Origin of the sequence: Roseobacter sp. HKCCD6576-2 (assembly GCF_013179285.1) — a bacterium.
In the GTDB taxonomy this organism is placed as follows: Bacteria; Pseudomonadota; Alphaproteobacteria; order Rhodobacterales; family Rhodobacteraceae; genus Rhodophyticola; species Rhodophyticola oceani.
This window is the reverse complement of record NZ_WVNW01000005.1, coordinates 251,935-272,649: the sequence shown is the minus strand read 5'-3', so window position 1 is coordinate 272,649 and position 20,715 is coordinate 251,935. Positions and strand designations below refer to the sequence as shown.

The following is a 20,715-nucleotide window of genomic DNA, read 5'->3' as shown; positions in this document are numbered from 1 at the left end:
CCCCACTTCCCTGATCATGGCGTGCGTCGATTCGTGATGCGCGCTGTTTTTTGTTCGGGGCGGAGGGTTCAACCCTCTGGAAAGATGAGATTTTTCCGGGCCGAAATGGTCGGGACAGGAGCGGTGAGACATATGGCAAAACGGTGGTATTCGGTCAGCGTGCTGTCGAACTTCGAAAAGCGCATTGCCGAGCAGATCAGAACTGCCGTGGCCGAAAAGGGCCTCGAGGAAGAAATCGAAGAGGTCTTGGTCCCCGAAGAGGACGTGATCGAAGTGCGCCGGGGCAAGAAGGTTACCGTGCCGCGCCGCTTCATGCCCGGCTATGTCCTGGTCCGTATGGAGCTAACCGACGCAGCCTATCACGCAATCAGCTCCATCCCCCGCGTGACCGGCTTTTTGGGCCCGCAAGGCCGCCCGATGCCGATGCGCGATGACGAGGTCAATTCGATTCTGAACCGCGTCGAAGAGGGCGAAGCCGCACCGCGCAACACGATCACCTTCGAAGTTGGTGAAAAGATCAAGGTCAATGACGGACCATTCGAAGACTTCGATGGCATGGTTGAGGAAGTGGACGACGAAAACCAGCGCCTCAAGGTGACGGTTTCGATCTTTGGTCGTGCGACGCCGGTGGAACTGGAATACACGCAGGTCTCGAAACAAGCTTAGTTCTGAAGAGAGTTGATTTGGTATATAGTGTGGTCTTCAAGCGTTCGTGCGAGTGGGTGTTTTCGTTCGCAGTTTTAGCATTTCTGAGTGCTTGTGTTGCACCTGAGCCGGTGCCGATTGTCGCGGCTCAGCAACCTGCGCCGACCGACTCAGCAACGCGCGTTATCCAATTTGAATCTGAGGATCGACGTGTTGCGGTTGCGGCCCGCTGTACCGTAGCCGGTGAGGACTTCAGCGCAAGCTTCACTACACCAGCTCAGATCGAAGTTCCTCTTAACGATGGAGACCGCGCAGCCATTGGCAGTGTTGTTTGCTCTTACGGCGGTAGAGAAGCAGCATGGACTGGAATTCCTGGCACTCAGACGAGAGCGATCAAGGCGGTCTTCAATTCTGAGGGTATGTTTGGCGATGCCGCGTTCCTTTTTGGACCGCGCCCCGGCCAAGTCCAGTATTTTGTCCGCAATGGCCAGTTCGTTACTGTATCGGGATCGCCTGCACCTTAAAGGATCCGGAGTCCTCGGCTTTCGACCACCTTGATCATTGCATCGCCAAGACAGGGATTGGAGGTCACCAACGTTAGTGCTTGAAATTTTTGAACCGTTCGCATAGTCGCCCTTCATTGTCGTAACCATGACGACGCTTGTGGGAGGCGAGTGGCACGCGTGCCGCGGACCAGACCACATCAACAAAGGCTTCCTGACGCGTCAGGCGGCTGTTGGAAAAAGGAGAGGCCAAGATGGCCAAGAAACTTGCTGGCACGATGAAGCTGCAGATTCCTGCAGGTCAAGCCAACCCCTCGCCGCCGGTGGGCCCCGCCCTCGGTCAGCGCGGGATCAATATCATGGAGTTCTGCAAGGCGTTTAACGCCAAGACCCAGGATATGGAGCCGGGCAGCCCCTGCCCGACGATCATCACCTATTACCAGGACAAATCCTTCGCGATGGAAATCAAGACGCCGCCTGCGTCTTATTACCTGAAGAAGGCCGCTGGCCTGAAACCTGTCGGCAAACGGAACCGCCCACGTGGCGCGGAGACCCCCGGCCGCGAGACCGTGGCAACCGTCACCGTCGCTCAGGTGCGTGAGATCGCCGAAGCGAAGATGAAAGACCTCAGCGCCAATGACGTTGAGGCCGCTATGAAGATCATCGTTGGCTCGGCCAACTCGATGGGTATCGAGGTGAAAGGTTAAGTCATGGCTAAAGTTGGAAAACGCGTCAAAGCGGCCCGTGAAGCCTTTGCTGGCAAAGAAAACCTCACCGTCGAAGAGGCGGTCGATCTGATCAAGGCAAACGCCTCGGCGAAATTCGACGAGAGCATTGAGATCGCGATGAACCTGGGCGTTGACCCGCGTCACGCCGACCAGATGGTCCGTGGCACGGTGAACCTGCCCAACGGCACCGGCAAATCGGTGCGCGTTGCTGTATTTGCTCGTGGCCCGAAGGCCGAAGAAGCAACCGCGGCGGGCGCCGATATTGTGGGCGCCGAAGACCTGATGGAAACCGTCCAAGGCGGCACCATCGAGTTTGATCGCTGCATCGCCACGCCGGATATGATGCCCATCGTGGGTCGTCTGGGTAAGGTGCTTGGGCCCCGCAACCTGATGCCGAACCCGAAGGTCGGCACTGTGACGATGGATGTCAAAGAAGCCGTGGAAGCGGCCAAGGGCGGCCAGGTTCAGTTCAAAGCCGAGAAAGCCGGTGTGGTTCATGCCGGTGTTGGAAAAGCCAGCTTCGATGCAGACAAGCTCGCCGCCAATATCCGCGCCTTTGTGGATGCGGTGAGCAAAGCGAAACCTGCCGGTGCCAAAGGCGCCTATATGCAGAAAGTGTCGCTCAGCTCCACCATGGGGCCCGGTGTCTCGGTGAACGTGGATAGCGCGACCGGCAACGCCTAAGGGCGTCGCCAGAACGGATTGGAAGGGCAGGTTCCGTGCGGGCCTGCCCTTTTTCTGTTGTGAGGTGATCTGCCGGTGATGCGACGCTGATTTAGCCGGGATCGCCAGTGTTGCCACAAAAACTGCCCAAAACCGTAGATTTCCTAGCCTCTGGGGCTTGGCAAATCGTTTCGCGCACACTACTCACGCCCTTGCACCAGAGCGCGTGATTCGTCCCGCGCTCTTTTGCGTTTCGTCCGAGACGGCGGGTTGGGGCCTGAGCGCCCTTGTAATTCCTACCTGAGGCGGGATCAGACCGATCAAGTTTAGGCTCTCTCCGTTTGAGCGCCTGGCGGTGGTGGTTCCCGTTGACCAAGGACCAAAACCGCCGGAGCGATCCGGTAGAAACGAGCCGGGGGGTGACCCCCAAATTGGAGTAAAACTGTGGATAGAGCCCAGAAAGAGAAAGTGGTCGAGGAACTCGGCCAAATCTTTGAAAGCTCTGGCGTCGTCGTGGTCTCGCACTACGAAGGCCTCACGGTTGCTGAAATGCAGGACCTGCGCGCGCAAATGCGTGATGCGGGTGGGTCCGTTCGCGTTGCCAAAAACAGGCTCGCCAAAATCGCCCTCGAAGGAACGCCTGCCGCTGGCATCGCCGACCTGATGACGGGGATGACCGTTCTTTCCTATTCCGAGGATCCTGTGGCTGCGGCCAAGGCCGCGGATGCCTATGCCAAGGAAAACGACAAGTTCGTGATCCTGGGCGGCGCGATGGGCGAGAACGTTCTGGACCAGGCTGGTGTCAAAGCCGTTGCGAAAATGCCGTCGCGTGAGGAGCTTATTGCTTCGATCGTGGGCTGCATTGGCGCACCTGCTTCGAACATTGCCGGGGCCATTGGCGCACCTGCTTCGAATATCGCGAGCATCCTTTCGACCATCGAAGAGAAGGCGGAAGCCGCGTAAAGCAATCTGGAGACCTGTCGTAGGGCTTGGCCCTTGCGATGTTGGAAAACACACCTACATACGGAAACCGTGAAAATGGCTGATCTGAAAAAACTGGCTGAAGAGATCGTGGGTCTGACCCTTCTCGAAGCACAAGAACTCAAAACCATTCTGAAAGACGAATACGGCATCGAGCCCGCCGCTGGCGGCGCAGTGATGGTTGCCGGTGCTGCAGGCGGCGACGCCGGTGGCGCAGCTGCTGAAGAGCAGACCGAATTTGATGTCATCCTGAAGGCCGCTGGCGCCTCCAAGATCAACGTCATCAAGGAGGTCCGCGCGATCACTGGCTTGGGTCTGAAAGAAGCCAAAGAGCTGGTCGAAGCCGGCGGCAAAGCCGTCAAAGAAGGCGTCGACAAAGCCGAAGCAGAAGAGATCAAAGGCAAGCTGGAAGCAGCTGGCGCAGAGGTCGAACTGAAGTAATCCGCGCCGGGCTGCGGCTCGGACGTGCAAGATTGGCTGGACCTGGGCGAAAACCTGGGTCCAGCCGAACCTGTCTTAGCGAGGGCCCGTGTCGGACACGGGCGGGTCTTCCCTAAGGTGGCGTTCAATGGATCGGGAGCTTGCCGGTGGGACGGCAGGCATGAATTGGTCCGAACCCGCTTGTTTCAGTGTGAGGCCATGTCGGTGCCCCGACGGCATGGCAGCGCGAGGAAACCAAAAAGGTGTTTGAGAGCATGGCTCAGACCTACGCAGGCCAAAAACGTATCCGCAAATTCTACGGCAAAATCCGCGAAGTGCTGGAGATGCCGAACCTCATCGAGGTCCAAAAGTCTTCTTACGATCTTTTTCTGAAATCCGGCGACATGCCCGACCCGCTGGACGGCGAAGGGATCAAAGGCGTGTTCCAATCGGTCTTCCCGATCAAGGATTTCAACGAAACCGCCGTGTTGGAGTTCGTGAAATACGAGCTGGAACACCCGAAATATGACGTCGAAGAGTGCCAGCAGCGCGACATGACCTATGCCGCGCCGCTCAAGGTTACGCTCCGTCTGATCGTGTTTGATATCGATGAAGATACCGGCGCGAAATCGGTCAAAGACATCAAAGAACAAGACGTGTTCATGGGGGACATGCCCCTCATGACGCCGAACGGGACGTTCATCGTGAACGGCACCGAACGGGTTATCGTCAGCCAGATGCACCGCTCGCCCGGCGTGTTCTTCGATCATGACAAAGGCAAGACCCATTCCTCGGGCAAATTGCTCTTTGCTTGCCGCATCATCCCCTATCGCGGCAGCTGGCTGGACTTCGAGTTCGACGCCAAGGATATCGTGTTCGCACGGATCGACCGTCGCCGGAAACTGCCGGTGACCACGCTGCTCTATGCGCTTGGTCTCGACCAGGAAGGCATCATGGATGCCTATTACGACACGGTCGATTTCAAGCTGAAGAAGAACAAAGGCTGGGTCACCAAGTTCTTCCCTGAGCGGGTGCGGGGCACGCGCCCGGCGACCGATCTGATCGACGCCAAAACCGGTGATGTGATTGCCGAGGCGGGCAAGAAAGTCACGCCGCGCGCGGTGAAACAGCTGATCGACGAGGGCAAAGTCACCGATCTGTTGGTGCCGTTTGACGCCATCGTGGGGCGCTTTGTGGCCAAGGACATCATCAACGAAGAAACCGGCGCGATTTATGTCGAAGCGGGTGACGAGTTGACCTGGGAACTCGACAAAGACGGCGAAGTCACCGGCGGCACGCTGAAAGAACTGCTGGATGCCGGCATCACCGACATTCCCGTTCTCGACATCGATAATGTCAATGTCGGCCCGTATATCCGCAACACCATGGCGGCAGATAAGAACCTGAACCGCGACACCGCGCTGATGGACATCTATCGCGTGATGCGCCCGGGCGAGCCGCCCACCGTTGAAGCGGCCTCGGGTCTGTTCGATCAGCTGTTCTTTGACAGCGAGCGCTATGACCTTTCCGCCGTGGGCCGGGTCAAAATGAACATGCGCCTCGCCTTGGATGCCGAAGATACGCAGCGGACGCTTCGCAAGGAAGACATCGTCGCCTGTATCAAGGCGCTGGTCGATCTGCGCGATGGGCGTGGCGATATCGACGATATCGACCATCTCGGCAACCGCCGGGTGCGCTCGGTTGGCGAATTGATGGAGAACCAGTATCGCGTTGGCCTTCTGCGGATGGAGCGCGCGATCAAAGAACGAATGTCGTCGGTTGAGATCGACACCGTGATGCCGCAGGACTTGATCAACGCGAAGCCTGCCGCCGCTGCTGTGCGTGAGTTCTTCGGCTCCTCGCAGCTGTCGCAGTTCATGGACCAGACCAACCCGCTCTCGGAAGTCACCCACAAACGTCGCCTGTCGGCGCTTGGCCCGGGTGGTCTGACGCGGGAGCGTGCGGGTTTTGAGGTGCGCGACGTGCACCCGACCCACTATGGCCGGATGTGCCCGATTGAAACGCCGGAAGGGCCGAACATCGGTCTGATCAACTCGCTGGCGACCTATGCTCGGGTGAACAAATACGGCTTCATCGAAACGCCCTATCGCAAGGTGGATAATGGCCAGGTGACCGATGAGGTCCACTATATGTCCGCCACCGAAGAGATGCGGCATACCGTGGCCCAGGCCAACGCGACGCTGACCGAAGATGGGCAGTTCATCAATGATCTGGTTTCGACCCGTCAGTCTGGGGAATACACGCTCGCACCGCGCGAGAATGTGGACCTGATCGACGTCAGCCCGAAGCAGTTGGTCTCTGTCGCGGCCTCGCTGATCCCGTTCCTTGAGAACGACGACGCGAACCGCGCTCTGATGGGCTCGAACATGCAACGTCAGGCGGTTCCGCTTTTGCAGGCGGATGCGCCTTTCGTGGGCACCGGCATCGAAAGCGTTGTGGCCAAGGACTCAGGCGCGGCGATCATGGCGCGCCGCGGGGGTGTTATCGACCAGGTCGATGCGCAGCGGATCGTTGTGCGCGCCACCGAGGATCTGGAACTGGGTGATGCGGGCGTCGATATCTATCGCCTGCGGAAATTCCAGCGCTCGAACCAGAACACCTGCATCAACCAGCGTCCGCTGGTGAAAGTGGGTGACAAGGTCTCGAAGAACGAGGTGATTGCCGACGGCCCGTCCACCGATATGGGGGAACTGGCGCTTGGCAAGAACGTCGTCGTCGCCTTCATGCCGTGGAATGGCTACAACTATGAGGACTCGATCCTGATCTCCGAACGCATCGTGCGCGATGACGTCTTCACCTCGATCCATATCGAGGAGTTTGAAGTCGCCGCTCGTGACACGAAGCTGGGGCCGGAAGAGATCACCCGCGACATCCCCAATGTCGGTGAGGAGGCGCTGCGCAACCTCGACGAGGCGGGCATCGTCTATATCGGCGCCGAAGTGGGGCCGGGCGATATCCTCGTGGGTAAGATCACGCCAAAGGGCGAAAGCCCGATGACGCCGGAGGAAAAACTGCTCCGCGCGATCTTTGGCGAGAAAGCCTCCGATGTGCGCGACACCTCGCTCCGCCTGCCGCCCGGCGATTTCGGGACCGTTGTGGAAGTGCGTGTCTTCAACCGCCATGGTGTGGAGAAAGACGAACGCGCCCTGCAGATCGAGCGCGAAGAGGTTGAGCGTCTGAGCCGCGACCGCGATGACGAGCTGCACATCCTGGAGCGCAACATCTACGCGCGTCTGAAAGGTATGATCCTCGGCAAGAAAGCCGTGAAAGGCCCGAAAGGCGTCAAGTCTGGCTCCGAGATCACCGAAGAGCTGCTGGAGACGCTCTCCAAAGGTCAGTGGTGGCAGCTTGCCCTGGGTGAGGAGAAAGACGCAGCTCATGTGGAAGCGCTGAACGAACAATTCGAAGCGCAGAAGCGTGCGTTGGATCACCGGTTCGAGGATAAGGTCGAGAAGGTCCGCCGTGGCGACGACCTGCCCCCGGGGGTGATGAAGATGGTCAAAGTCTTCATCGCGGTGAAGCGCAAGCTGCAGCCGGGTGACAAGATGGCCGGTCGGCACGGCAACAAAGGTGTGATCTCCAAGGTTGTGCCGATGGAAGACATGCCGTTCCTGGGCGACGGCACCCCGGTTGATTTCGTGCTGAACCCGCTTGGCGTTCCGTCGCGGATGAATGTGGGTCAGATCCTTGAGACCCATATGGGGTGGGCCGCACGCGGCATGGGTCTGAAAATCGACGAGGCTCTGGGTGAGTATCGCCGCTCCGGTGACATGACCCCGGTGCAGGATGCGATGAAGATCGCCTATGGTGAGGATGTCTACAACGAGGCCACGGCCGGGATGGAAGACAGTCAAATCCTTGAAGCGGCGTCGAACGTCACGCGCGGTGTTCCGATTGCGACCCCGGTGTTCGACGGTGCGAAGGAAGCGGATGTGAACGACGCGCTGGCACGGGCGGGCTTTGACAGCTCTGGCCAGTCGGACCTCTATGATGGCCGGACGGGCGAGCAATTCTCCCGACAGGTCACGGTGGGTGTGAAGTATCTGCTGAAACTGCACCATTTGGTCGATGACAAGATCCACGCACGTTCCACCGGGCCCTACAGCCTGGTCACGCAGCAGCCTCTGGGCGGCAAAGCGCAGTTCGGCGGCCAGCGGTTCGGGGAAATGGAGGTCTGGGCACTGGAAGCTTATGGCGCGGCCTACACCCTGCAGGAGATGCTGACCGTCAAGTCGGATGACGTGGCGGGCCGGACCAAAGTCTACGAGTCGATTGTCAAAGGCGAAGACAATTTCGAGGCGGGCGTTCCGGAAAGCTTCAACGTGCTTGTCAAAGAAGTGCGAGGCCTCGGCCTCAACATGGAACTCCTGGATGCGGAGGAAGAAGAGTGAGGGAAAACGGAGTTTTGCAAAACTCCGACCCGTTTTCTTGCAAGAAAACGGGCCCCCAGCCTTTCCCCTCCCGCCCGATATTTGAGGTATCAAGATGAACCAGGAACTGACCAACAACCCGTTCAACCCGCTCACCCCGCAAAAGGCCTTTGACGAGATCAAAGTCAGCCTAGCGAGCCCGGAGCGGATTCTCTCGTGGTCCTACGGCGAGATCAAGAAGCCCGAGACCATCAACTACCGGACCTTCAAGCCGGAGCGTGACGGCCTGTTCTGCGCCCGTATCTTCGGGCCGGTGAAAGACTACGAATGCCTTTGCGGCAAATATAAGCGGATGAAGTATCGCGGCGTTGTCTGCGAGAAATGCGGCGTGGAAGTCACGCTGCAGAAGGTCCGCCGTGAGCGCATGGGCCATATCGAACTGGCGGCCCCTGTCGCGCATATCTGGTTTCTGAAATCGCTGCCGTCGCGCATCGGTTTGATGCTGGACATGACGCTGCGCGACCTGGAGCGGATTCTCTATTTCGAGAACTATGTGGTGATCGAACCGGGCCTGACGGATCTGACCTATGGGCAGTTGATGTCCGAAGAAGAGTTCATGGATGCGCAAGACGCCTATGGCGCCGATGCGTTCCAGGCCAATATTGGCGCAGAAGCCATCCGTGAGATGTTGCAGAACATCGACCTGGAGGCCGAAGCTGCGCAATTGCGCGAAGACCTGAAAGAAGCCACCGGTGAGCTGAAGCCGAAGAAGATCATCAAACGGCTGAAAATCGTTGAGAACTTCCTGGATTCGGGTAACCGCCCGGAATGGATGATCTTGACTGTCGTGCCGGTCATCCCGCCAGAACTGCGCCCGTTGGTGCCGCTGGACGGTGGTCGGTTCGCGACTTCGGACCTGAACGATCTCTATCGCCGGGTGATCAACCGGAACAACCGTTTGAAGCGGCTGATCGAGCTGCGCGCGCCGGATATCATCATCCGGAACGAAAAGCGGATGTTGCAGGAATCCGTCGACGCTCTGTTCGACAACGGTCGTCGCGGCCGGGTGATTACGGGGGCCAATAAACGCCCGCTGAAATCGCTCAGCGATATGCTGAAAGGTAAGCAGGGCCGCTTCCGTCAGAACTTGCTCGGCAAGCGCGTGGACTTCTCGGGCCGCTCAGTCATCGTGACGGGGCCGGAACTGAAGCTGCACCAGTGTGGCTTGCCGAAGAAGATGGCGCTCGAACTGTTCAAGCCGTTCATCTACTCACGGCTTGAAGCCAAAGGTCTGTCTTCAACTGTCAAGCAGGCGAAGAAACTGGTCGAAAAAGAACGCCCCGAAGTGTGGGATATTCTCGATGAGGTGATCCGCGAACACCCCGTGCTTCTGAACCGCGCGCCGACGCTGCACCGTTTGGGCATCCAGGCTTTTGAGCCGGTGCTGATCGAAGGCAAGGCGATCCAGCTTCACCCGCTCGTCTGCTCGGCCTTCAACGCCGACTTCGACGGGGACCAGATGGCGGTTCACGTCCCGCTGAGCCTTGAGGCCCAGTTGGAAGCCCGTGTCTTGATGATGTCCACGAACAACGTTCTGTCGCCCGCCAACGGCGCGCCGATCATCGTGCCGTCGCAGGATATGATCCTGGGCCTCTACTATGTGACTCTCGAGCGCGAAGGCATGGTCGGCGAAGGCATGACCTTTGCCAATGTCGAGGAAGTCGAGCACGCGTTGAATGCCGGTGAAGTGCATCTGCACGCCAAAATCACCGCGCGGCTCAAGCAGATCGATGAGGAAGGCAACGAGGTCTATCAGCGCTTTGAAACAACCCCGGGCCGGATCCGTCTCGGCTCGCTCTTGCCGCTGAATGCCAAGGCGCCTTTTGAACTGGTGAACCGTCTTCTGCGGAAGAAAGAGGTGCAGCAGGTCATCGACACCGTCTATCGCTATTGCGGTCAGAAAGAGTCGGTCATCTTCTGCGACCAGATCATGACCTTGGGCTTCCGTGAAGCGTTCAAGGCGGGGATCTCCTTCGGCAAAGACGACATGTTGATCCCCGACACCAAATGGGAGTTGGTCGATGAGACCCGCGGCCAGGTGAAGGAGTTCGAACAGCAGTACATGGACGGCCTGATCACCCAGGGTGAGAAGTACAACAAGGTCATCGATGCCTGGTCGAAAGCCAACGACAAGGTCACCGACGCCATGATGGGCTCGATCTCGGCCAATCAGAAGGATGAGAACGGGGCCGAGATGGAACCGAACTCGGTCTATATGATGGCCCATTCCGGCGCGCGGGGCTCGGTCACCCAGATGAAGCAGTTGGGCGGCATGCGCGGCCTGATGGCCAAACCCTCGGGTGAGATCATCGAGACGCCGATCATCTCGAACTTCAAGGAAGGTCTGACCGTTCTTGAATACTTCAACTCGACCCACGGCGCCCGGAAGGGTCTGTCGGATACCGCGTTGAAGACGGCGAACTCGGGCTATCTGACCCGTCGTCTGGTGGATGTGGCCCAGGATTGCATCGTTCGGATGATCGATTGCGGTACGGAAAACACCATCACTGCGGAACCTGCGGTTAATGACGGGGAGGTTGTCTCCTCCCTGGCTGAGCGCATTCTGGGCCGGACCGCTGGTGAGGACGTGCTGGTGCCTGGCACCGATGAGGTGCTTCTGACCAAAGGTGAGTTGATCGACGAACGCAAAGCGGACGCGGTGGAACAAGCCGGTGTCGTGTCGATGAAAATCCGCTCGCCACTGACCTGTGAGGCTGAAGAGGGCGTGTGCGCGACCTGTTATGGCCGTGACTTGGCCCGCGGCACCCGCGTTAATGTGGGTGAAGCTGTCGGTATTATCGCCGCGCAGTCGATCGGGGAGCCTGGCACGCAGCTGACGATGCGGACCTTCCACATCGGTGGCGTTGCTCAAGGTGGTCAGCAGTCGTTCCAAGAGGCTGGCGCCGAGGGCAAGATCGAGTTCCGCAACACCAACCTGCTGGAAAATGCGGCGGGCGACATCATTGTCATGGGCCGGAACATGGTCATGGCGATCATGGATGAGCATGGCGCAGAACGGGCGAGCTTCAAGCTCGGCTATGGCACCAAGGTCCATGTGGCCGAAGGCGCTGACGTCAAACGCGGCGACCGTCTGTTCGAATGGGATCCGTATACCCTGCCGATCATCGCTGAGAAGGCCGGTACGGTACGGTTTGTCGATCTGGTCTCTGGCATTGCTGTCCGGGATGAGACCGATGATGCCACCGGCATGACCCAGAAGATCGTGATGGATTGGCGCGCGGCCCCGAAAGGCAACGAGCTCAAGCCAGAGATCATCGTGGTTGGTGCAGATGGCGAACCGGTCCGCAACGATGCGGGCAACCCGGTGACCTATCCAATGTCGGTGGATGCGATCCTCTCGGTCGAAGATGGCCAAACCATCGAGGCCGGCGACGTTGTCGCTCGTATCCCGCGCGAAGGCGCCAAGACCAAGGACATCACCGGGGGTCTGCCCCGCGTGGCGGAATTGTTCGAGGCGCGGCGTCCGAAAGATCACGCCATCATCGCTGAGAAAGATGGCTATGTGAAATTCGGCCGTGACTTCAAAAACAAGCGCCGGATCGCCGTTGTGCCCGCCGATGAGAGCCAAGAAACCGTGGAATACATGGTGCCGAAGGGCAAACACATCCCTGTTGCCGAGGGCGATTTCGTCCAGAAAGGCGACTACATCATGGATGGGAACCCGGCACCGCATGATATTCTGCGGATCATGGGGATCGAGGCCTTGGCCGATTACCTGATCGACGAGGTGCAGGACGTGTATCGTCTTCAAGGCGTGAAGATCAACGATAAGCATATCGAAGTGATCGTTCGCCAGATGTTGCAGAAATGGGAGATCCTGGATTCAGGGGAAACCACACTCCTGAAAGGCGAAAACGTCGATAAGGCGGAGTTTGACGAGGCCAATGAAAAGGCGCTGGCCGAAGGTCGTCGCCCGGCCCAAGGCGAGCCGATCCTTCTGGGGATCACCAAAGCGTCGCTTCAGACCCGGTCGTTCATCTCGGCGGCGTCGTTCCAGGAAACCACCCGTGTTCTGACCGAGGCGTCGGTGCAGGGCAAACGCGACAAGCTGGTGGGCCTGAAAGAGAACGTCATCGTGGGTCGCCTGATCCCGGCGGGTACTGGTGGTGCCACGCAGCGCGTTCGCCGGATCGCAACCGAGCGCGATGCGGTGGTGATCGAAGCGGCGCGGGCCGAGGCGGAAGCTGCCGCAGCCCTTGCCGCCCCGGAAGACACCGATGCAGGTGAGAGCGCGGCGGAGTAATCCCGAGCCTCAAGCCGGAGACGTCTGCCCCCGCCGAATGAGAGTTCGGCGGGGGTTTCTTTTTCCAAGGGGATTGCCATAGTCTGGCCGTCGGGGACGGTCGGAGGAGTAACGCGGTTCAGCAATTAGTCATTGGCGTTTGTCGGCTCTCCGATCTGATCCATGGTGGCGTCGCCGTCACAAGACAGATGCAGGGTGACGGCGCCGTTGATCCTTGGCGGAGTTCATTGGCCGAGATCTGAACCCCATGCTTCCGATCATGCACCGATTTGCACAAGCAAATGCTTCTAACAATGGCGAGGAAGAATGAGCCCTAATCTCAAAGGCGCGCTGTTCATGATGGGCAGCATGGCCGGGTTCACGCTTAACGATGCCTGCGTCAAACTTCTGGCCGCGGATTTGCCGCTGTTTCAGGTGGTTTTCTTGCGTGGGGTGACCACGACGGTGATGATGGCTGTGATGGTCTGGGCATTGGGCGGGCTGAATTTCCGCATCCCTCCAAGGGACCGCGGCCGCGTGTTCTGGCGGACGGTGACCGAGATTGCCGCCATGGTCGCGTTTCTAACGGCGCTGATCAATATGCCGATTGCCAATGTCACCGCGATCCTATCGGCGCTGCCGCTGACGGTCACGTTGGCGGCTTATGTCTTCCTGGGCGAACCGGTCGGGTGGCGGCGGCTTCTTGCGATCTTAATCGGGTTTGTCGGTGTGATGTTGATTGTGCAACCTGGCGGCGATGGTTTCACGATCTACGCGCTTGTTGCCTTGGGGGCGGTGGCGATGGTGACGGCTCGCGATCTGATTACCCGGCAGCTGAGCCCCGAGACGCCGTCCATGGGGGTGGCGGTGATTACGGCGGCTGTTGTCGGCGTATTTGGCGGGCTTGTTTCGTTGACGGAACCTTGGGGGGCGACCGATCTGCGAAGTATCGCGCTGATCTTTGCCGCTTCGACTGTGATCATCGCGGCCTATCTGTTTTCGATCATGGTCATGCGGGTTGGCGAGATTAGCTTTGTTTCGCCGTTCCGGTACACATCTCTGATCTGGGCTCTGATCCTTGGATGGCTGATTTTCGGCGAGTGGCCGGATCGATTGACGTTGATTGGCGGCGCGATTGTGGTCGCGACCGGGCTCTTTACCCTCTGGCGCGAGCAGGTCACGGCCCGCCGCGCGGAGCAGAATGGCTCGGGCAACGACGGAGGAAATGACGCCCGCCCGCTCTAGACGAGGACGTCCAAGGCCAGGCAAGAGAGACACCGCTTGCCACGCTCAATCAGACAGCAGTTCGGCCAAGATATCTCGACGGGTCGATATGCCCGCTGTGCCTTTAGTGCAAAGGCCAGAGCCAAGCTCGGGGCGCTGTTGACAGCCCATCCGATTCCCCCTATACCGCGCGCCACTTGGCAGGGGTGCGTCATGCGCCCAGATTGCCAGACATACAGATTTGAGTGGCCATGATCCGGGCGGTTTAAGTGCCCCGATCCTCTGGGAAACCCACCGCGGCGTCCTCCAGGTAGGAAAGGGACGCATGCGGTTTTGGTGTTTTCGTCATGTGACGTGGCGCCAATTGACATGAATGAGCAAGACGGGGAACCGAATGCCGACGATCCAACAGCTGATCCGCAAACCGCGGCAGCCCAAAATCAAACGCTCCAAGTCGCAGCACTTGGAAGCCTGCCCGCAGAAACGCGGCGTATGTACGCGCGTCTACACCACAACGCCGAAGAAGCCGAACTCGGCGATGCGGAAAGTGGCCAAGGTGCGTCTGACCAACGGCTATGAGGTCATCAGCTATATCCCCGGTGAAAGCCACAACCTTCAGGAACACTCTGTAGTTCTGATCCGCGGCGGTCGTGTGAAAGACCTTCCCGGTGTGCGTTATCACATCCTGCGCGGCGTTCTGGATACCCAAGGTGTCAAAGATCGTCGTCAGCGCCGCTCGAAATACGGCGCCAAGCGCCCCAAGTAAGAGGATCAGCCTATGTCCCGCCGTCACGCTGCCGAGAAGCGCGAAGTTCTGCCCGATGCCAAATTTGGCGACCGGGTTTTGACCAAATTCATGAACAACCTGATGATCGACGGCAAAAAATCCGTCGCCGAGCGCATTGTGTATAATGCCTTTGATCGGGTTGAAGAGAAGCTGAAGCGCGCGCCTGTGGAAGTGTTCCACGAAGCGCTCGACAACATCAAGCCCGCGCTGGAAGTTCGCTCCCGCCGGGTTGGTGGTGCCACCTATCAGGTGCCGGTCGAAGTGCGCCCTGAGCGTCGTGAGGCACTCGCGATCCGTTGGCTGATCTCGGCCAGCCGGTCGCGCAACGAAAACACAATGGAAGAGCGTTTGGCAGGTGAACTGATCGACGCTGTGAACTCGCGCGGTTCCGCTGTGAAGAAGCGTGAAGACACCCATAAAATGGCGGATGCCAACAAGGCATTCTCTCACTACCGCTGGTAATTTGTCGGGCTTCGCCCGGCGTCTGCAAATTTCTGTCTGAGGACTGAACCAAATGGCTCGCGACTATCCGCTCGACCGCTACCGTAACTTTGGGATCATGGCCCATATCGATGCAGGGAAAACCACCTGCTCGGAGCGGATCCTGTATTACACTGGCAAATCCCACAATATTGGTGAGGTGCATGACGGCGCCGCCACCATGGACTGGATGGAGCAGGAGCAGGAGCGCGGCATCACGATCACCTCGGCGGCCACGACCACCTTCTGGGAGCGGACCGAAGACGGGCAAACCGCAGATACCGAAAAGCATCGTCTGAACATCATCGACACCCCTGGCCACGTGGACTTCACCATCGAAGTTGAGCGCTCGCTGGCGGTTCTTGATGGCGCGGTTGCCGTGCTCGACGCCAATGCCGGTGTTGAGCCGCAGACCGAGACTGTGTGGCGCCAAGCTGACCGCTACAAGGTTCCGCGTATTGTCTTCGTCAACAAGATGGACAAGATCGGCGCCGACTTCTTCAACTGCGTGCACATGATCCAGGATCGTACAGGGGCCACACCGGCACCTATTCAGATCCCGATCGGCGCTGAGAACGAGTTGGAAGGTGTGGTCGACCTGATCACCATGGAAGAGTGGGTCTGGGCCGGCGAAGACCTGGGGGCGTCCTGGGAAAAACGGCCGATCCGCGACAGCCTGAAAGAGACCGCCGAGGAATGGCGCGGCAAGCTCATCGAGACCGCGGTCGAGATGGATGACGATGCCATGATGGCGTATCTCGAAGGTGAAGAGCCTGATGTGGACACGTTGCGTGCGTTGATCCGTAAGGGCACGCTCGAGATCAAATTCATCCCCGTTCTGGCCGGTTCCGCGTTCAAGAACAAAGGTGTTCAGCCGCTGTTGAACGCTGTGATCGATTACCTGCCCAGCCCGCTGGATGTGGTCGATTACATGGGCTTCAAACCCGGTGACGAAACGGAAACCCGCGACATCGCCCGCCGCGCCGATGACAACATGGCCTTCTCTGGCCTGGCGTTCAAAATCATGAACGACCCGTTTGTCGGCTCGCTGACCTTCACACGCCTCTATTCCGGTGTGCTGAAGAAAGGCGACACGATGCTCAACTCCACCAAGGGGAAGAAAGAGCGTGTCGGCCGGATGATGATGATGCACTCGATCAACCGCGAAGAGATCGAAGAAGCCTTTGCGGGCGACATCATCGCGCTGGCCGGTTTGAAAGACACCACCACGGGCGACACGCTTTGCGACGTCAACGATCCGGTGGTTCTGGAAACCATGACCTTCCCCGATCCGGTGATCGAGATCGCGGTGGAGCCGAAGACCAAAGCCGACCAAGAGAAAATGTCGCAAGGCTTGGCCCGTCTGGCCGCTGAAGACCCGTCCTTCCGCGTGGAGACCGATCTGGAATCCGGTCAGACCATCATGAAGGGCATGGGGGAATTGCACCTCGACATCTTGGTTGACCGCCTGAAGCGGGAATTCAAGGTCGAAGCCAATATCGGTGCGCCGCAGGTGGCCTATCGTGAGACCATCGGCCACGAGGTCGAGCATAGCTACACCCACAAGAAGCAGTCCGGTGGGTCGGGTCAGTTCGCCGAAGTGAAAATGATCATCTCGCCGACCGAGCCGGGCGAAGGGTATTCCTTCGAGTCCCGCATCGTCGGTGGTGCTGTTCCGAAGGAATACATTCCTGGCGTGGAAAAAGGCATCAAATCGGTCATGGATAGCGGCCCGCTGGCCGGTTTCCCGGTGATCGACTTCAAAGTCGCGCTGATCGACGGGAAATTCCACGATGTGGACTCCAGCGTTCTGGCCTTTGAAATTGCCGCCCGTATGGGCATGCGCGAAGGCATGAAGAAAGCTGGCGCGAAATTGCTCGAGCCGATCATGAAGGTCGAAGTGGTGACGCCCGAGGACTACACTGGTGGGATCATCGGCGATCTGACCTCGCGTCGGGGTCAGGTGACGGGCCAAGAGCCGCGCGGTAACGCCATTGCCATCAACGCGATGGTGCCGCTGGCCAATATGTTCGGCTACATCAACACGCTGCGTTCGATGTCTTCGGGCCGTGCGCAGTTCACCATGCAGTTCGATCATTACGATCCGGTCCCGCAGAACATCTCGGAAGAGATTCAGTCGCAATACGCATAACCGGGTGGCGGGGAGATCCCCGCTCTACCCACCACCCGAAAAGACAAGGAGGCCATCATGGCAAAGGAAAAGTTTGAGCGTAGTAAGCCGCATGTGAACATTGGCACGATTGGCCATGTTGACCATGGCAAGACGACGCTGACGGCAGCGATTACGAAGCAGTTTGGCGATTTCAAAGCCTATGACGAGATTGACGGTGCGCCGGAAGAGAAAGCGCGCGGGATCACGATCTCGACGGCGCATGTGGAATATGAGACGGACAACCGTCACTACGCCCATGTGGACTGCCCCGGCCACGCCGACTATGTGAAGAACATGATCACCGGTGCGGCGCAGATGGATGGCGCGATCCTGGTGGTGAACGCGGCTGACGGCCCGATGCCGCAGACCCGTGAGCACATCTTGCTCGGCCGCCAGGTGGGTATCCCCTACATGGTCGTGTTCATGAACAAAGTGGACCAGGTCGACGACGAAGAACTGCTGGAGCTGGTCGAGATGGAAATCCGCGAACTGCTCTCCTCCTACGAGTATCCGGGCGACGATATCCCGATCATCGCAGGGTCGGCCCTGGCCGCTCTGGAAGGTCGCGACGACGCCATCGGGTCGGAGAAGATCGCTGAGCTGATGGCGGCGGTTGACGAGTACATCCCGACGCCGGCGCGCGCCGTGGATCAGCCGTTCCTGATGCCGATCGAAGACGTGTTCTCGATCTCTGGCCGCGGCACGGTTGTGACCGGTCGGGTTGAGCGTGGCGTGATCAATGTGGGTGACGAGATCGAGATCGTGGGCATCCGCGACACCTCGAAAACCACCTGTACCGGCGTTGAAATGTTCCGCAAGCTGCTGGATCGCGGTGAAGCGGGCGACAACATCGGCGCGCTCTTGCGTGGTGTGGACCGTGACGGCGTTGAGCGTGGCCAGGTTCTGTGTAAGCCGGGTTCTGTGACCCCGCACACGAAGTTCGAAGCCGAGGCGTATATCCTGACCAAGGAAGAGGGTGGCCGTCACACGCCGTTCTTCGCGAACTACCGCCCGCAGTTCTACTTCCGGACCACGGATGTGACCGGCACGGTTGAGCTGCCCTCGGGCACCGAGATGGTGATGCCGGGCGACAACCTGAAGTTCAACGTTGAGCTGATCGCGCCGATCGCGATGGAAAACGGCCTCCGCTTCGCCATCCGCGAAGGCGGCCGCACCGTCGGCGCCGGCGTCGTCTCCAAAATCATCGAGTAAAAGACCCTAAGGGTTCGACGAGGGGTGGCCGTGGTGGCCACTCCTCCTATCAACTCCAATTGCCTCGAAAGGCTGATAACATGGCAGTCCAAAGCCAAAATATCCGCATCCGGCTGAAGGCCTTTGACTATCGCGTTCTGGATGCCAGCACGCAAGAGATCGTCAATACGGCCAAACGCACAGGTGCGCAGGTGCGCGGGCCGATCCCGCTGCCGAACAAGATTGAGAAGTTCACGGTCCTTCGTGGCCCGCATGTGGACAAGAAAAGCCGCGACCAGTGGGAGATTCGGACCCACAAGCGTCTTTTGGACATTGTTGACCCGACCCCGCAGACCGTGGACGCGCTGATGAAGCTCGACCTGGCCGCCGGTGTCGATGTCGAGATCAAAGTTTAAGGGGGTGACGGATATGTTGCGCTCTGGAGTGATCGCGAAAAAGGTGGGGATGACCCGCCTGTTCATGGAGGATGGCCGCCAGGTTCCGGTGACCGTTCTGCAACTGGATAAACTGCAGGTGGTGGCACAGCGGACGCCCGAGAAGGATGGCTATTCGGCCGTTCAGCTTGGCGCTGGCACGGCCAAGGCCAAACGCACAAGCGCCCCGATGCGCGGCCATTTTGCGGCCGCCAAGGTGGAGCCGAAGCGCAAGGTGGCTGAGTTCCGCGTGGCCGCAGAGAACTTGATCGGCGTGGGTGAAGAAATCACCGCCAATCACTACTTTGAAGGCCAGTTCGTGGATGTCTCTGGCACCTCGATCGGTAAAGGCTTCGCCGGCGCGATGAAGCGGCACAACTTCGGGGGTCTTCGGGCGTCTCACGGTGTGTCGATCTCTCACCGCTCGCATGGTTCGACCGGTCAGTGTCAGGACCCGGGCCGCGTGTTCAAAGGCAAGAAAATGGCCGGGCACATGGGAGCTGCCAAGGTGACGACGCAGAACCTGCAGGTTGTGCGCACCGATGCAGACCGTGGCCTGATCATGATCAAAGGCGCCGTTCCCGGCTCCAAAGGGGGCTGGGTGACGATCAAGGATGCGGTGAAAAAACCGTTCCCTGAGAATGCCATTCTGCCTGCCGCGCTGAAATCGGCTGCTGAGGAAGCTGAAAAAGCCGCAGAGGAAGCCGCTGCCGCCGCCGCTGCGGAAGCCGAAGCTGCCGCTGCTGCTGCCGCAGAAGCGGAACAGGCCGCGATGGAAGCAGCAGAAGCCGACACCGCAACCGAGGCACCTGCCGAGGACGCCGAGAAGAAGGACGGTGAGGAATGAAACTCGACGTGATCAAACTGGACGGCAAGAAAGCCGGTTCCGTCGATCTGGGCGAAGACATCTTCGGCCTGGAGCCGCGTGCCGACATTCTGCACCGTGTGGTCCGCTGGCAGCGCAACAACGCGCAGGCCGGCACCCATAAGGTCAAGACCCGGTCCGAGGTCAGCTATTCGACCAAGAAGATCTATCGCCAGAAAGGCACCGGCGGCGCCCGCCACGGTGCGCGCTCTGCGCCGATCTTCCGCGGCGGTGGTGTCTATAAGGGCCCGGTTGTCCGCAGCCACGGCCATGACCTGACCAAGAAGTTCCGCAAACTGGGCCTGAAGCACGCGCTTTCGGCAAAGATGGCGGAAGGCTCGCTGGTCGTGATCGACAACGCCGATTTGGACGCACCCAAGACCAGCGCGCTGGCCAAGCAGGTCAAAGACCTGGGCTGGAAACGCGCGCTGATCATCGACGGGGCCGAGGTGAATGAAAACTTCGCCATGGCCGCACGCAACATCGAAGGTCTCGATGTGCTGCCGTCGATGGGCGCAAATGTCTATGACATCCTCAAGCGTGACACGTTGGTGCTCACCAAAGCGGGTGTCGAAGCACTGGAGGCTCGCCTGAAATGAGCGCAGACGCATCCCATTACGACGTGATCCGCAAGCCGGTCATCACCGAGAAAGCCACCATGGCGTCCGAACAGAACGCCGTGGTCTTCGAAGTGGCGATCGACGCGAACAAACCGCAGATCAAAGAGGCGGTTGAAACCCTCTTTGGTGTGAAGGTCAAAGCGGTCAACACGACGATCACCAAAGGCAAATCCAAGCGGTTCCGGGGCCAACTCGGCCGCCGCAAGGACGTCAAGAAAGCCTATGTGACCCTCGAAGAGGGCAACACGATTGATGTGAGCACTGGTCTCTGATTTTCCGGATCAGGTGTGAAGATTGAAGCCCCGGC

General features: G+C 59.2%; 16 protein-coding genes. All 16 read left to right on the top strand.

Features of this window, described 5'->3' with window-relative positions; translation table 11 throughout:
* Nucleotides 1–132 precede the first annotated feature (132 nt).
* The 16 genes from nusG to GTF44_RS17825 all read left to right on the top strand — a co-directional run bounded on the left by nusG (nucleotide 133) and on the right by GTF44_RS17825 (nucleotide 20,680).
* Entirely contained in the window at nucleotides 133–666 is a 534-nt protein-coding gene (gene nusG / locus GTF44_RS17900) for a transcription termination/antitermination protein NusG (protein ID WP_145214945.1), read from the top strand.
* A 736-nt stretch (nucleotides 667–1,402) separates the two neighbouring features.
* Complete coding sequence (gene rplK, locus GTF44_RS17895) at nucleotides 1,403–1,855, top strand: 50S ribosomal protein L11 (RefSeq protein ID WP_145214948.1); 453 nt, start codon at nucleotides 1,403–1,405, stop codon at nucleotides 1,853–1,855.
* Nucleotides 1,856–1,858: 3 nt separating this feature from the next.
* Complete coding sequence (gene rplA, locus GTF44_RS17890) at nucleotides 1,859–2,560, top strand: 50S ribosomal protein L1 (protein WP_145214951.1); 702 nt, start codon at nucleotides 1,859–1,861, stop codon at nucleotides 2,558–2,560.
* A 423-nt stretch (nucleotides 2,561–2,983) separates the two neighbouring features.
* Nucleotides 2,984–3,502 carry a 50S ribosomal protein L10 gene (rplJ, locus tag GTF44_RS17885; RefSeq protein WP_171562937.1) on the top strand — a complete coding sequence of 173 codons (519 nt, stop codon included), beginning with the start codon at nucleotides 2,984–2,986 and terminating at the stop codon, nucleotides 3,500–3,502.
* Nucleotides 3,503–3,577: 75 nt separating this feature from the next.
* Nucleotides 3,578–3,961, top strand: coding sequence for a 50S ribosomal protein L7/L12 (gene rplL, locus GTF44_RS17880; protein WP_145214957.1), 384 nt, complete (start codon nucleotides 3,578–3,580; stop codon nucleotides 3,959–3,961).
* A 254-nt stretch (nucleotides 3,962–4,215) separates the two neighbouring features.
* Nucleotides 4,216–8,352, top strand: a complete 4,137-nt coding sequence (rpoB, locus tag GTF44_RS17875) for a DNA-directed RNA polymerase subunit beta (RefSeq protein WP_171562934.1) — start codon at nucleotides 4,216–4,218, stop codon at nucleotides 8,350–8,352.
* Between the two features lie 94 nt (nucleotides 8,353–8,446).
* Entirely contained in the window at nucleotides 8,447–12,655 is a 4,209-nt protein-coding gene (rpoC, locus tag GTF44_RS17870) for a DNA-directed RNA polymerase subunit beta' (protein ID WP_171562931.1), read from the top strand.
* 306 nt (nucleotides 12,656–12,961) lie between these two features.
* Nucleotides 12,962–13,879 carry a DMT family transporter gene (locus GTF44_RS17865; RefSeq protein WP_171562928.1) on the top strand — a complete coding sequence of 306 codons (918 nt, stop codon included), beginning with the start codon at nucleotides 12,962–12,964 and terminating at the stop codon, nucleotides 13,877–13,879.
* Between the two features lie 373 nt (nucleotides 13,880–14,252).
* A complete protein-coding gene (rpsL, locus tag GTF44_RS17860; protein WP_121899615.1) occupies nucleotides 14,253–14,624 on the top strand; it encodes a 30S ribosomal protein S12 in 372 nt (123 codons plus the stop codon).
* A 12-nt stretch (nucleotides 14,625–14,636) separates the two neighbouring features.
* Nucleotides 14,637–15,107: a 30S ribosomal protein S7 gene (rpsG, locus tag GTF44_RS17855; RefSeq protein WP_145214969.1), complete on the top strand. Its 471-nt coding sequence runs from the start codon at nucleotides 14,637–14,639 to the stop codon at nucleotides 15,105–15,107.
* Between the two features lie 52 nt (nucleotides 15,108–15,159).
* Complete coding sequence (gene fusA / locus GTF44_RS17850) at nucleotides 15,160–17,277, top strand: elongation factor G (protein ID WP_145214972.1); 2,118 nt, start codon at nucleotides 15,160–15,162, stop codon at nucleotides 17,275–17,277.
* A 57-nt stretch (nucleotides 17,278–17,334) separates the two neighbouring features.
* Complete coding sequence (tuf, locus tag GTF44_RS17845; RefSeq protein WP_145214922.1) at nucleotides 17,335–18,510, top strand: elongation factor Tu; 1,176 nt, start codon at nucleotides 17,335–17,337, stop codon at nucleotides 18,508–18,510.
* Nucleotides 18,511–18,590: 80 nt separating this feature from the next.
* Entirely contained in the window at nucleotides 18,591–18,905 is a 315-nt protein-coding gene (gene rpsJ, locus GTF44_RS17840; RefSeq protein ID WP_121899052.1) for a 30S ribosomal protein S10, read from the top strand.
* Nucleotides 18,906–18,918: 13 nt separating this feature from the next.
* Nucleotides 18,919–19,770: a 50S ribosomal protein L3 gene (rplC, locus tag GTF44_RS17835; RefSeq protein WP_145214975.1), complete on the top strand. Its 852-nt coding sequence runs from the start codon at nucleotides 18,919–18,921 to the stop codon at nucleotides 19,768–19,770.
* Nucleotides 19,767–20,387, top strand: a complete 621-nt coding sequence (rplD, locus tag GTF44_RS17830) for a 50S ribosomal protein L4 (protein ID WP_145214978.1) — start codon at nucleotides 19,767–19,769, stop codon at nucleotides 20,385–20,387. The genes rplC and rplD overlap by 4 nt, the downstream gene beginning before the upstream one ends.
* Nucleotides 20,384–20,680, top strand: a complete 297-nt coding sequence (locus tag GTF44_RS17825) for a 50S ribosomal protein L23 (protein ID WP_145214981.1) — start codon at nucleotides 20,384–20,386, stop codon at nucleotides 20,678–20,680. The genes rplD and GTF44_RS17825 overlap by 4 nt, the downstream gene beginning before the upstream one ends.
* The last annotated feature ends 35 nt before the right edge of the window (nucleotides 20,681–20,715 follow it).